General features: G+C 40.4%; 10 protein-coding genes and 1 tRNA gene. 9 read left to right on the plus strand and 2 right to left on the minus strand.

All coding sequences use genetic code 11. The annotated features are described in order from the left end of the window. The first annotated feature begins 2 nt into the window (after positions 1–2). Complete coding sequence (locus FR7_RS02920) at positions 3–869, plus strand: NAD(P)/FAD-dependent oxidoreductase (protein WP_007938645.1); 867 nt, start codon at positions 3–5, stop codon at positions 867–869. Here the strand turns inward: FR7_RS02920 and FR7_RS02925 are convergent. Next, a complete protein-coding gene (locus tag FR7_RS02925; RefSeq protein WP_007938647.1) occupies positions 845–1,897 on the minus strand; it encodes a YkvI family membrane protein in 1,053 nt (350 codons plus the stop codon). The two genes, FR7_RS02920 and FR7_RS02925, sit on opposite strands and share 25 nt — an antisense overlap. 168 nt (positions 1,898–2,065) lie before the next feature. On the opposite strand from FR7_RS02925, the gene FR7_RS02930 reads away from it, so the two are divergent. The 4 genes from FR7_RS02930 (at position 2,066) to FR7_RS02945 (ending at position 7,647) form a co-directional block, all read left to right on the plus strand. After that, the gene (locus FR7_RS02930; protein ID WP_007951964.1) at positions 2,066–3,064 is read left to right on the plus strand and encodes an HD domain-containing phosphohydrolase; all 999 of its coding nucleotides are present in this window, start codon (positions 2,066–2,068) and stop codon (positions 3,062–3,064) included. A gap of 206 nt (positions 3,065–3,270) precedes the next feature. Further along, positions 3,271–4,545, plus strand: a complete 1,275-nt coding sequence (gene serS, locus FR7_RS02935; protein ID WP_007951966.1) for a serine--tRNA ligase — start codon at positions 3,271–3,273, stop codon at positions 4,543–4,545. Between the two features lie 563 nt (positions 4,546–5,108). Then, on the plus strand, positions 5,109–5,408 hold the full coding sequence (locus FR7_RS02940) for a hypothetical protein (protein ID WP_007951969.1): 300 nt from the start codon (positions 5,109–5,111) through the stop codon (positions 5,406–5,408). Between the two features lie 166 nt (positions 5,409–5,574). Further along, a complete protein-coding gene (locus FR7_RS02945) occupies positions 5,575–7,647 on the plus strand; it encodes a putative bifunctional diguanylate cyclase/phosphodiesterase (protein ID WP_007951971.1) in 2,073 nt (690 codons plus the stop codon). 262 nt (positions 7,648–7,909) lie between these two features. Here the strand turns inward: FR7_RS02945 and FR7_RS02950 are convergent. Continuing rightward, positions 7,910–7,985, minus strand: a tRNA-Gln gene (locus FR7_RS02950). Positions 7,986–8,234: 249 nt separating this feature from the next. Here FR7_RS02950 and FR7_RS02955 point away from each other — a divergent pair. The 4 genes from FR7_RS02955 to FR7_RS02970 all read left to right on the plus strand — a co-directional run bounded on the left by FR7_RS02955 (position 8,235) and on the right by FR7_RS02970 (position 14,228). After that, positions 8,235–10,214: a DNA topoisomerase 3 gene (locus tag FR7_RS02955; protein ID WP_007938669.1), complete on the plus strand. Its 1,980-nt coding sequence runs from the start codon at positions 8,235–8,237 to the stop codon at positions 10,212–10,214. A gap of 111 nt (positions 10,215–10,325) precedes the next feature. Beyond that, positions 10,326–10,775, plus strand: coding sequence for a hypothetical protein (locus FR7_RS02960; protein WP_007938670.1), 450 nt, complete (start codon positions 10,326–10,328; stop codon positions 10,773–10,775). 98 nt (positions 10,776–10,873) lie between these two features. Beyond that, positions 10,874–11,482, plus strand: coding sequence for a response regulator transcription factor (locus FR7_RS02965; protein ID WP_007938671.1), 609 nt, complete (start codon positions 10,874–10,876; stop codon positions 11,480–11,482). 178 nt (positions 11,483–11,660) lie between these two features. Then, on the plus strand, positions 11,661–14,228 hold the full coding sequence (locus FR7_RS02970; protein ID WP_007938672.1) for an ATP-binding protein: 2,568 nt from the start codon (positions 11,661–11,663) through the stop codon (positions 14,226–14,228). Positions 14,229–14,233 lie beyond the last annotated feature (5 nt).

The following is a 14,233-nucleotide window of genomic DNA, read 5'->3' on the forward strand; positions in this document are numbered from 1 at the left end:
AAATGTCTAATGAAATATTTGATATTGGGATTATTGGAGGGGGACCAGCGGGTTTATCGGCTGCTTTAACAGGGCGGATTCGCAATAAGAGTGTTGCTTTATTTGAGCATATGGATTTTAGCCTGAAATTGCAGAAAGCTCACATTGTGGATAATTATTTAGGAGTACCACAGGTTACAGGCCAAGGGATGATGCAGCAATTTTTGGCTCATTGTACTGCCCACAATCCCAGCATTATAAAGGAAAAGGTTGTAAATGTCTTTCCAGGAGATGATTTTTTCACTTTACTGACACCTGGGGCAACGTATCAGGCACGTACCGTGATTATTGCTACGGGTGTGGTAGCGACTACTTTGTTTCGTGGGGAAAAGGAATTCTTGGGTAAAGGTGTAAGTTACTGTGCTACTTGCGATGGGATGATGTATAAAGGGAAAGATGTGGCTGTTATTTCCTACACCAGTGAGGGTGAGCATGAAGCGGAGTATTTAAGTGAACTATGCCGCAGTGTATACTATTTGCCTCAGTATAAAGATATGGCTCCATTGCGTTCTGGTATCAAAGTCATCCATGAGAAGCCCCAGACGATTTCAGGTGATGTAGTAGTAGAAAAATTGCAGATGGGAAAAGAGGAGCTAAACGTTCACGGAGTATTTATTATTCGCATGTCTGATCCCGTGGAAAATGTGCTTCCAGGCCTTGCTCTTGACGGTGAAGTTATTAAGGTAAATCGCGACATGTCTACAAGCATTCCAGGGGTTTTTGCAGCAGGTGATTGTACCGGAAAACCTTGGCAGATAGCCAAAGCTACAGGAGAAGGCTTAGTAGCAGTATTAAGTGCTATTACTTATTTAGGGAAAAAGGATAAATAAAGCAGTCTTAAGGTAAACCATAGTGTGACGTAACCAAATAAGGTGAAGACAATGGAAACCAGAGAAGTAAAGCCAATATAACTAAAAAGTACACTGAATGTTATGACGATGAGTAACGCGGCAGTCTTGGATAAACTTGTGACTGCCGTTAATTTTGTAGTGCATCCATATAGGCATGCGAGGCCCGTGGTATACATGGCAGCCGCAAAGGTAAAAATATAAGCTGCATGATGAACAAAATGCTGTGATCCTGCAATATGCAGCATGGGAATTTCATATTCTGGAGATAACGGATAGTGAATCATAACTACCAGGATGATTAAACCTGCTAATAATAATAGCAGCAAGCTGCCGATTATGCTTCCGATTATGCGGATAGAAGGTTCGGGGGTACGGGCGCCTAGAGGAACTAATAGAGTAGCACTCATGACTAAGTTGTAAGAAAGATAGAGCAAGCTGGAGAGCAGCCAATGAGAAGTTGATATGTTGATGGCTGCCGATGAAATATGCAGTATTGTAAAATTCCAGTCATGATAAGACAGTGAGTACATAGCAACAAAGCTTGTAATGGCTGCCAGCAGCGGCGTAATAATAAGGTTTGCCGTGGCGATACCGTTAATACCCCAGAGTGTTGTGAGTAATAGGCTCAAGGCTATAGTGCCGATACCCAAACCATAAGGCAGGTGCAGCGTATCTCGGAATAAAGTGCCATTGCCTGCCAGCATAACCGTTAGAACACCAAAGAGGGACAAGGTAATGATACAATCTAATACAGTACCAATTCTTTTCCCGCATGCATAATATAATAATTGATGGTAACTGGTAGCTTTAATGGTATGACTGATCTTTAGAATCGTAATACCGAGCCAGGCAAATAAAATGGTTGTGAACAATAGACCAACTAATCCCATACTGCCGTAGACGACGAAAAACTGGGTAAGTTCTTGTCCGGAAGCAAACCCTGCTCCCATAATGGTTCCTGCATAGATAGCGGCGATTTTGGCTATCTTAAGTACATGATAGGACATTGCATCACTCCTTAGAACTTGGCAGTTCTCTTATTTTTTCTATGTAAAAACTTGGGATATTATGCAGGATATATTAAAAAAAGATTGAATTTTTCAGTAGAGAGTATGGGATTATTAATTAGGAAGAAAAGAGCTGGATAAAATGCACTAAGAGGAGTTTGCTGCCAGATGAGAAAAGATATAGCGTATCGAATCGCCCAAGCTGTTCATGAGGGCCTATTTCATGGCGTACTTGTGATTGATAGTGAGTTTAGGTCAGTTTTTCTCAATCAGGCATTATGCGATATGTGGAAGGTAAAGCAGCAGGACGTCTTACATCATTCTGTGCTGGACCTTTTCTGTAATGGCAATGTGAAGAAGTTCGGCGGTGCTTATCAGGGCCCTTTAATTGAAACGATGGTTACTGGCCGGGAAATAAGTGGCTCTGAAGTATATATTAATATGCCTGGAAATAAGGAAGGTAAATGGTTTTTGGTCAATACTTTTATCTTGCGGGATGAAAGCGGGCAGCCAGAATATGCTTTAGGGAATTATATTGTAATTGATAAGTTCAAAGTGTTTGAAAATAAGCTGAATGCTGTGAATATGAATATTATTAAAGCCTTTTGCAAAGCCATTGGAGTGAGAGATATCTATACGATGCAGCATAGTGAAAATGTTGCTGCACTGCTTGTAGGCTTAACGGAATACATGAGGTTATCTGATAGTGAGGTAACGATGGCGTATTTAGCAGGGATCGTGCATGATGTAGGTAAAATCGGTATTTCGGAAGAGATTTTAAATAAGCCAGGTCGTTTGACAGAGGTAGAGTATGAAATTGTTAAACGCCATCCTTCCAAAGGGGCGGATATTTTGCAAGAGGTAGATGAATTTGCGACATTGGCTCATATTGTCCGCCATCATCATGAGCGATATGATGGAAAAGGTTATCCTAATGGATTGCAGGAGGAAGCGATTCCCCGGATTAGTCGTATGCTGACAATTTGCGATGCTTACGATGCTATGACCAGTGTACGGTGTTATTGTAGTCCTCACAGTGTTGAAGAAGCCTTAGAGGAAATAAAAAAATGTGCTGGTGGACAGTTTGATCCAAAGCTCAGCAGCATTTTTATTGATTTTATTCGAGAGTGTAATTCTGGGGGTGGTATGAGACCTGCTTTACAATAAATAGTGAATATTGTAGAATATAATGGTATACGCTATTTATGTATAAGAACAGATTTATTCCGTTGTGTATCGCATAGCAGTGTTGATGCGGAAAAATACTCTCGTTTCTGGATAGCAGGCGGGAGTTTTTTATTATTATCTCCGTGTTCTCTAGTTTTTAAGAGAATGCGTTACTATTTTTACTAGGAGTAGGAGGAGGGTTTAGCATGCTTGATGTTAAATTTGTTAGGGACCATACAGAAGAAGTGCAGCAAGCCTTGGTAAAGCGTGGAATGAATCTTAGTTTAGATGAATTTTTAACCTTGGAAAAAGAACGCCGGGAGCTATTAGGGCAGGTAGAAACGCTTAAAAATACGCGTAATACTGTTTCTCTTGAAATCAGTCGCTTGAAAAAAGCAAAAGAAAATGCGGATAATTTAGTATCCCAGATGCGTCTGGTCGGTGACCAAATTACTGAATTAGATGGTAAGGTAAAAGAAGTAGAGGGAAAATTGCAGGCCATTATTATGGATATCCCGAATATACCTCATCAATCAGTCCCTGTCGGACGTGATGAAAAGGATAATGTAGAGGTACGCAATTGGGGAACTTTGCCTACATTTGTGCAGCCACCACTCCCTCACTGGGAAATTGGCGAGAAGCTTAATATTCTTGATTTTGAACGAGGCGGCAAGGTGACAGGTGCACGTTTTACTTTTTCTCGCGGTCTAGGTGCCAGGCTGGAACGCTCACTCATTAGTTTTATGCTGGATGTACATACGAGCGAGCATGGCTACACTGAATTTTTCCCTCCTTTTATTGCGAATAAAGAGAGTATGACAGGTACGGGACAGCTGCCTAAATTTGGCGAGGATATGTTTAAGTTAGAGGGACTGGATTATTATTTGATCCCTACGGCTGAAGTGCCAATTACCAATTACCATCGTGGTGAAATTTTGGATGCGAAAGATTTACCTTTATATTATACTGCTTATAGTGCTTGTTTCCGCGCGGAGGCAGGGGCTGCCGGCCGCGATACTCGTGGACTAATTCGTCTTCATCAGTTTAATAAGGTGGAGATGGTAAAGTTCTCTTTACCTGAAAATTCCTATGAAGAGTTGGAGAAATTAACACATAATGCAGAACGTATTTTAGAACTATTAGGTCTGCCCTATCGTACGGTAGCTTTATGCAGCGGTGATATGGGATTCTCTTCTGCTAAGACCTATGATATTGAAGTATGGCTGCCTAGTTTCAATGCCTATCGGGAGATTTCATCTTGTTCCAATTTTGAGGATTTTCAAGGTCGTCGTGCGGATATTAAATTCCGTCGGGAAGCAAAGGCTAAACCAGAGTTTGTACATACTCTCAATGGATCGGGCTTAGCAATTGGTCGTACCGTAGCTGCCATTTTAGAGAACTATCAGCAGCCTGATGGCTCCGTTATTGTACCAGAAGTATTAAGGAAATATATGGGCGTTGATGTTATTGCTGCTAAGTAAATGATACTAGACAGAATAAAGATTCTTGTAGATAATCGTACTTTCCATTCTACTTTGTAGGAGGAATAAGGGCGCAAATCTATTATAGTAGCGATGAAAAGCAACTAACCGCGAAGATGCGAAGAATAAAAGAGACACGAAGAGAGCCATAAATGTTCCTTCGTGTCCTTTGTGTTCTTCGCATCTTCGCGTTTCAAAAGGTTTTTATTTTTTTAAAGACTTAAATTCGTACTTCGAAGTTGCCTTTTATTTTGGATGATGCTTTCTTCTTTATCAGTACCATTTTCTGAGGAGAAGGAGAAGCGGTTGCTGAGGAATTCATTAAATTCAGAAGATCCTGTTGACTGTCTGCAGAATAATTAAGAATGGTTCGCTGCTTTTGCTGCGTGTTCTTCCATAGGCGAAAGCAGGCAAGAGAAATGGCAATGAGTAATACAAGAGAAAAGAAGAAGCCGAAACCAAAAGGAGAAGGTTTATTCTTAGAGGTGGATACAGTGGGGGCAGAGGTGGTTTGGGATGAAGTTTCCTGATATGTTCCTAAAAAAGGTTGCGCAGGGACAGGAGTGTTATCGGTCGAGGAGGGAGAGGCTGCCTTCTTTGTAGCTGCAGGAGGCGGACTAGTCGTTTTGCTTTCCGCTGGTGTCTTTACAGCTGCTGATTTGTCGGCGTTAATCGAATTAGATGCGGGTGGTGATGAAGGTACATCGGCAGCACTATTCTCAGAAGATTTAGGATTCACACTGGGAGGCGTAGGAGGCGTTGGTCTCGTTGGCGGGGTTGGAGTTTGCATAGCAAAGAAGCTCCTTTCTCATTCATATCTTACTCTATTGTATCAAATATCACCGAAGCTTGTACATCATTAAAGTGCATTGCCGATTAGGGAATTTTGGTTTTTATTTTTAGTCCCGCAATCATAGGTTTTATTATAGGAATTATGTGGTATCTTGTCGAAGTATAAGACTAATCCTTAGAATAGAGCTGCAAGTGCTCCTATATATACAGAGAGTTAAAGAGCGGAGGTAAAGTGTTTTGAAAGTAGAGTCGGGCACGTCTATTGCTCAAGAGATTGTTGCTTTAATTTATAATATAAGTGGGTACCCTGTTATGATTTGGGATCAAACGGGGGTACTTCTTGCTGAGTCTGGTGCTTTGGGATTTGGAGAAAAGTGCAGGCTTTCTGGTGATGAACATACTAGAAGTTTACAGATGAACACATCTTGTGATTATATAGAAGAATTTATTTTTCTGGAGGATACCAGAAGGGGCAAAATTGCGATTGGCAGTACTACTGATACTGCAAAAATATTGATTGTGCTGGCGACGGAATTGGCTGTTCTTTTATGGCGGAAAAATAAGGCTTATCAAAAATTGAATCATCAAATGGGAGAATATGAGACATTATTTAATTTGATTCCTGTACAGAGTAAGATGATTGAAAAACAAATGCCGATCTGGGCTAAGATATTTGAAAGCAGCGGTGAGGCGATTTCAGTTACGGATAAAGAGAATCGCTTTGTTGCCGTAAATCGCGCCTTTTCTTTAGCTACAGGCTACTCCTCTGATGAAGTCATTGGAAAAGAGCCGAGCCTTTTGAAGTCTGGCTGCCATGATAAGATCTTTTACCAAAATATGTGGGCGGCAATTATTCAAACAGGTTCTTGGGAAGGAGAGATCTGGGAGAAGCGAAAAGATGGTGTAATTTATTTAAAATGGCTGCGCATTGATCAGATTAAAGATGAAGAAGGCAATTTGATTAATTATTTGGCACGATTTACCGATATGAGTGAAAAAAAGGCCGCCGAAGAGCGGATTCATTATTTGGCAAGGCATGATGCGTTAACGGGGCTAGCCAACCGGGAAGTCTTAGGTAAACAATTAGCAAAAGATATAGAAAGGGCTCGGCACAGCGGCAGCGGCGTAGGAGTTATTTCGCTTAATTTGGATCGGTTTAAAAATATTAATGATTCTTTAGGGCATAAAGTGGGGGATGAAGTCTTAAAGGAGCTTGCTGACCGGCTGGAGACCTGCTCTAAGAGAACAAGTCTAACAGCGCGTTTTGGTGGCGATACCTTTAACTTTATTGTACCAAAGATTTCTCAGAAAGAAGAGATTATAAAAGTAATTCATGAGGTCATGAGTGCTTTGGAAAGACCTCTCTTGCATGGTGGATTGGAGTTAATCATTACTGCAAGTATTGGCGTCAGTGTATATCCTGATGATGGAGATACGGCAGAAGTGCTGATTCGCAATGCTGATACAGCCATGCATAAGGTGAAGGATAACGGACGTAATTTTTATGAGTTCTTTGAAGCCAATATGAATGAATATGCATCGGAACGTCTTATGCTTGAAAATAATTTACGGCGTGCATTGGCAAGAGAAGAATTTGTTTTATTTTATCAGCCCCAAGTGGACAGTCGAACAGAAGCTCTCATTGGAGTGGAAGCTCTGATCCGCTGGATGCGTCCTAATTCCGAAATCGTACCTCCAGGAGATTTTATTCCAATTTTAGAAGAGACAGGCCTTATTATTCCCCTTGGTGAATGGGTTTTGGCTGAAGCGTGCAGGCAGCATAAAGAGTGGATTCGAAAGGGCTTACCGCCAATTCCCATCTCCGTGAACATTTCTGCCATTCAATTTCAGGAAAAGGAATTCTTGCCGATGCTTTCTAATATTATAAAAGAAAGTGGTATTGAACCAGGATATCTAGATTTGGAACTAACAGAGAGCGTTGTCATGCAAAAACCGGAATTTGTTATCAAGCAGCTGAAGTTTATTAAAGAAATGGGAATCAATTTATCCTTAGACGATTTTGGAACCGGGTTTTCCAGTCTGAGTTATTTGCGCTATTTCCCTCTGGATCGGCTGAAAATTGACCAATCTTTTGTACGTGGTTTGTCGACGGACTCGGTGAATGAAGCGATCATTGAGGCAGTAGTGGCTTTAGGGAAGAGTTTGAAGATAAAAACCATTGCAGAGGGTGTTGAAACAAAACAGGAATTGGAGTTTCTGCGAAAGCTGGAATGCGATGAGATACAGGGATATTATTTTTCGAAACCCTTGCTCAGTGAGGATTTTATAAAATGGTTTACCAATCGGTAAAGAAAAGTCTTGAAAAGGCTTTTGTTCCTGGAGTGAGAAGTGTAAGAGAGCATAAAAGCGAACAGGGGGAAAAAACGTTTGAAACGCGAAGGCGCGAAGAGTAAGAAGGACACGAAGGGAGGAAGGGCATGTTATATTCCTTCGTGTTCTTCGCCTTCTTCGTATCTTCGCGTTTTAAGTATTTTTTCTTTTCAAAATAATAAAAACCCTGCAATGAATGCAGGGTAAATTTACATAATAATGTATTGCTTTTGAAATTACATGGCTAGGGCGGCAGGACTCGAACCTGCGGATGCGGGAATCAGAATCCCGTGCCTTACCAGCTTGGCGACGCCCCAATGAAATTTCCTATATGCATTATATACTATTTTCTTCAGAATAGCAAATCGTTTTACCCTAGTAGACGGCTCTTTTTTATAATTATGTAGTGTAGCTGTTGATATCTTGTCAATGTTCTTTCTTCTTGGCAGAAAATCATTGCGGTAATTAGAAAGAATCGTGTAAAATAAAGGTTCAGGAAAGTTTAATCCGGAGCTAGATCAAATTAACTTAATCATAGATTTAAAACAGATGACAGGGAGAGTCGCATGAAATTATTTATTGCAGAGAAACCGAGTATGGCAGCAGAACTTGCAAAATGCCTGCCTGGCCCTCTCGTTCGCAAAGATGGATATATTGAAACCGGCGGCGGGGTGGTGACTTGGGTATTTGGTCACATTCTTCGTCAAGCAGAACCGGGAGAATATGATGAAAAATATAAAAAATGGCGGGCTGCAGATTTACCCATTATTCCTGCGGAGTGGAAGCTGTTAGTGGCTGATTCCTGTATGAAGCAGTTTAATATTATTAAGACTCTCATTGGTAAAGCCGCAGAAATTGTTCATGCAGGTGACCCGGATCGGGAGGGACAATTGCTGGTGGATGAAGTATTAGGATATACTCATAATGAAAAACCAGTTATGCGTATTCTTGTAAATGCACTGGATGAAAAAAGTATAAAAAAAGCACTTACAAATTTGCGCAGTAATCAGGATTTCTTTAATTTAAATCAGTCGGCTTTAGCTCGTTCACGGGCTGATTGGCTTGTTGGAATGAACCTGTCTCGTGCGTTTACATTAGCCGCTCAAAGCGCTGGTCACGACATTACATTACCCATCGGCCGGGTTAAGACTCCTACTCTTGCGCTGGTAGTGAGACGGGAGCGGGAAATAAAAAACTTTAAAGCAGCAGATTACTTTCTAATTAAAGCAGACATAAAACATGAGAATGGACCATTTAAAGCATCGTGGAAAGCAAAAGACGAACAGCCAGGCAGGGATTCAGAAGGACGTTTAGTTGATCCTGTTATTGCACAAGCATTGATTGAGAAACTGGAAAAAGCACAAGAAGACGTTTCTATCGTATCTTGTGATACCAATGAAAAAAAAGAACCCCAGCGCCTCCCCTTTTCTTTGTCGGCCCTACAGGTTCTGGCTGGAAAAAAGTACGGATATGATCCTCAGGCTGTTTTGACTGGAGTTCAGAATTTATATGAAAAGAAACTTACCTCCTATCCCCGTTCGGATTGTGATTTTTTGCCAGAGTCTCAAAAAGCAGATGCCACTGTCATCCTGGCTAATTTACGCAATAGTCATCAGGAAGAGCTGGCAGTCTGGTCAGGGAAGGCTGATCTAACAATTAAGAGCCGTGCCTGGAATGATAAAAAGATTACGGCCCATCATGCGATCATTCCTACGGAAGTACCCTGTAAAATGAACACATTGCCAGAAATCGAAAGAAATTTATATTTCTTAATTGCTCAGGCTTATGTAGCGCAATTTTATCCTGTTCACGTGTATAATCAGACTCGCGCAGAGCTTGAATATGCAGGTGAAGATTTTGTTGCTAATGGCAGAGTCATTGTGACAATGGGCTGGAAAGAACTTTATGGCGGTGAAGTCAAAGAAGAAGAGGATGAAGATAGTAAGACTCTGCCTAATATGCAAAAAGGTGATAAGGCTGATTTTATCAGTGCTTCGTTAGAAAAAAAGACAACAAAGCCGCCAGTACGTTTTACCTCTAGTACGCTGCTGCAGGCTATGAAGGAAATACATAAATATGTTAAGAATCCTGAATTGAAAAAACATCTCAAAGATGTTTCTGGAATAGGCACAGAGGCCACTCGGGCTTCTATTATAAAAGAACTGACAGTACGGTCTTTTTTAGAAGAAAAGAAAAAATACCTCTATCCTACGGAATCGGCTTATCTTCTCATTGATGCATTGCCGGAAGAATTAACCTACCCTGATTCCACAGCTATATGGGAGATTATCTTTAATCGTATGGTGGAGGGAAAAGCTGAGCTCAATAGTTTTATTGGTCAGCAGACAGAATTTATTACGAGCTTATGTTTAAAGGCCAAAGAAGTTCAGATTGAAAATAAAGATGCAAATGTAGTGAAGTGTCCGAGATGTAAGCAGGGTGTATTAAAACTGCGCAATGGCAAGAATGGGGCATTTTGGGGATGCTCCCGTTTCCCGGAGTGCCGGGGTACTTGTAATGACAAAGATGGACAGCCTCAGCTATAAAAAGACTCGATTCGAGAATATAATAGTCGAATACAAACGATTTTCAAAGAATACTACCATTTTTGATCCTTTTATGGTATTATTTTCTTATTGGCATAAGGAGGTAAACAGATGAAGTGGTTTCAGAAAAAGGCTGTTATACTGATGATATCCTTCTTGGGTTTAGGGATAGGGCTGTCTGTTACTCAGGCTGCACCTATACAAAATAGTGACCTCATAAAGGTAACCGTAAATATAACCATTGAGAATCCGGATTATTTCTGGAAGTACCCTTTTTTAGGAAACGAAATTGATGGCATTCGAATTTCTGGCATGGGGCAAAGTTTTTTTATACAGCCAGCTTCAAGCGGTGAAAGAGTTGAATTTGATGTACCTAAGAACTACCGATTAAAGATTGCTCTTGAATTGCAAAATAATAATGAGACTGTAAAAGAAACTCGTTACTCTACAAAACGAGGCGTAGATGACAAGAAAAATACGCTGGAAATCCTTTTAAAAGCACCAGAACCTCAATCGATTATTCTTACTACAGCAGATTTCGAAGAAATACGAGGTAAGTAACAAAGGTTAAGAAGCAGTGATTTGATTCATAGATTTCCAAAAATCTTTTTTACTATATAGCGGGATTCGTACATCTAGTTATATAGGGAGGTTCATGTATGAGAAAAGAAAGAGTACTATTGGTTGATGATGATGGTATAGCTCTATTAGTGCACAGTAAAATGCTGGAACAGCATGCGGAAATTGTTACTGCGGCAAATGCAAATGAAGCTTTGGAAATTATAAAGAAGGATAAGGCATTTGCTGTCATTATATCGGATCAATATATGCCGGATATGAATGGAGCTGAACTGCTGCAAATTGTAGGTGTCATGGTACCGAATATGGTTCGGATCATGATTACTGGTTTTGCAGATTTAGACGTTGCCATGCAAGCGGTGAACTTAGGAAATGTATTTCGGTTCCTGGTTAAGCCTTGCTGCCAGGAAGACTTAGTGCTGGCCCTTGCTGCTGGTCTTGATAAATATCGACAATCTGCAGGCGAAATATCCCAAGAGGCTGCATTAACAGAACCATTAACAGAAAGGGAAAGAGAAGTTCTGCGTTTATTAGGCATTGGTTTTACCAGTGGAGAAATTGCCTTAGCTATGGGAATTACCATTGGTACTGTTAAAACGCATGTGCACCACATTTTTGGTAAATTAGCAGTAAATAATCGGATTAAGGCAGTGGCGAAAGCAAAAAATATGGGACTTATATCCAGGTAACATAAGTGGAATATCTAAGAAAGATATTCCTATTTTATTTCGCCTTCCTACAATTTTGTGAAAGATGAAATAATATCTTTTAAGTTATTGCAAAACTATATCTTTTGGCAGATGTGGTTTAGAAGTAAATCATCTATATTATGAATAAGTGGTAATCGTATTTGAGAAGGTGATTTTCATGGAACATATAAATGTGTCATTAATACTACTGCTAATTATAGTGGGCATGTCATATGCGATGTCCTTTTATGCTTGGCGATATCGCTTTATATATGGATTATGGCTTTTTTGGAGTGTAGCTTTTATTGGTATCACATTACAAATTGTCGCTTTCTTATTATATGAAGGTTTAGATATTGCAATGATAAGTGCTGGTATCGCCCTTTTATGTATTCTAGTTAGTCTTATTGCGTTTAAGTTCTTTGAGATTGTTCCAGCAGCAAAAAGCTTAGCTGTTGAGAATATGGAGGATGGTATTCTCGTACTTGATACAAAGGACCGAATATTGGACATGAATGCCCAGTTGGAGAAAATCTTAGGCATTAAGAAAGTCAATGTTGTAGGGGTCGTTGTGGAAAGAATTGCAGCAACGTGGCTAGTGGAAGCGATACAAGGCGAAAAGTTTCAAAAATACACGACGATGCTTCAGCAAGGCGAAAGCTATTATGAAGTCAACTCTACGCCTTTGCAGCATCGGGGAAAAAATTTTGGCAGGGTGATTGTGCTCTGTGATGTTACCAGCCGTATGCTGGCGGAACAACGCTTTCAGCAATTATTACAGTCAGAAGAAAAATTACTGCAAACGGAAGCCTTAGCTCATATGATGTTTAATCACCATCAAGCCATGATGATGATTATTGAGAGTAAGACGGGTCATATATTAGAAGCCAATGCAGCAGCAGAAAATTTCTATGAATCACCCTTAATTGGCTGTCTGATACAAGAATTTATTGAATATCCCCCTGATGAACATGGAGAAAAGAACAGCAGTCAATATGCAAATGTCGGAGAGTATCAGTTTATGGCAAGGCATGCCTTAGCTTCAGGAGAAGTAAAAGATTTATCTGTGAATCTTACAACGAAAGTGATCGGTGAGATGGTATTATCTTTTTTAATTTTAGAAGATTTTACCGAAAAAATGCAGTTGGAAAAAGCGCTGCGGGAAGCAAAAGAGAAAGCTGAAAAAGCAAATCAGGCAAAGGATGATTTTTTAGCAATTATTAGCCATGAGCTTCGCACACCGATGAATGGTATTTTAGGAATGGCGAAACTGGTGCTAGGGACAAAATTGCAGCCCGATCAGCGGGAGTGCTTAGAATTGGTACAGGTTTCAGGAGAAAAACTCCTGGTTTTATTAAATGACTTACTTGATTTTTCAAAAGTTCGGGATGGAAAACTGGAATTGGAAAATATTTGTTTTTCCCTGCGGGATGTAATGAGTGAATTTCATCGTATCTTAAGAATGAAGGCAAAGAAAAAGGGATTGCAGTGTGTGATTCATATCGCCCAGGATGTACCCGATGGATTGTATGGTGACCCTCGGCGTCTGCAGCAAATTGTAATGAATTTAGCAGATAATGCGGTAAAGTTTACGAAGACCGGCTTAGTTTCGATTGCTGTGAATGTTAAGCAGCATCTTGATAATCAGGTGAATTTATTATTTGTTGTACGGGATACGGGAATCGGGATTCCCCCAGAAAAAATCAATATTATTTTCCATAAATTTACCCAGGTTGACTCTTCCACCACGAGAAAATATGGTGGCACCGGCTTAGGACTTAGTATTGTGAAACACTTGGTTGAAATCATGGGTGGCAGAGTATGGGTTGAAAGCAGCTTAGACAAAGGCAGTTCTTTTTATTTTACCGTTTCTTTTGAGGTTTGCCAAATAACTTTGAGCAATCACCCATTAGAGCAGCTCAAACAGCCCGAAAGCAACAAGGAATTGCAACGTATTGAGAAGCTGCAGGTTTTATTAGTCGAGGATGAATTTATCAATCAAAAGGTAGCTGTAAAAATGCTGACCAATCAAGGTCACAATGTTACATTAGCCTCCAATGGACAGCAGGCGATAGAATTTTTTAACAAAGAACAATTTGATATTATTTTTATGGACATACAAATGCCTGAAATGGATGGGGTACAAACGACGGCTGCCATTCGTGATCTAGAAGAACAATGGGCGGATGAGCGGCATATTCCGATTGTGGCTATGACAGCTTATGCGATGAAGGGGGACCGTGAACGTTTGATGTCTTGCGGGATGGATGAATATATTAGTAAACCTCTGGATGCTGAGGTATTAAATAATGTAGTCAGAAAACTGTTTTATGGGCGGTATGCAAAGTCTAAGGGGCAGGGGGAAATGGACAAAGAGTCGAGCCAAGTGGCAGCTAATCCCTACTTGGATCAGCTTTTGAGCATTTGTCAGGGTGATGTGGATACAGTGAAAGCTGTTATTAGCTGCTTTTTGGACAATGGTACGCAATATATGCGACATATAGAGCAGGCTGTAAGCGAAAAAGATGCCAACCACTTGAAGCTCAGTGCTCATCGCTTAAAAGGTGCAGCAACGTATTTCGGAAATCAGACAGTTGTGGAATACGCTGCTCAGCTGGAGCAGATGGGAGATGCAGGTCAGCTAATTGATATTGAGCAGGTCTTTGCCAAGTTGCAAGCAGCTGTTAAAGAATTAGAAGATGGGCTGCAGCAGGCATGGCGAGAATTACCCAATAGGAAAGAATAAAAAAA

It is taken from the genome of Pelosinus fermentans DSM 17108, from assembly GCF_000271485.2.
GTDB classification, from domain to species: domain Bacteria; phylum Bacillota; class Negativicutes; order DSM-13327; family DSM-13327; genus Pelosinus; species Pelosinus fermentans.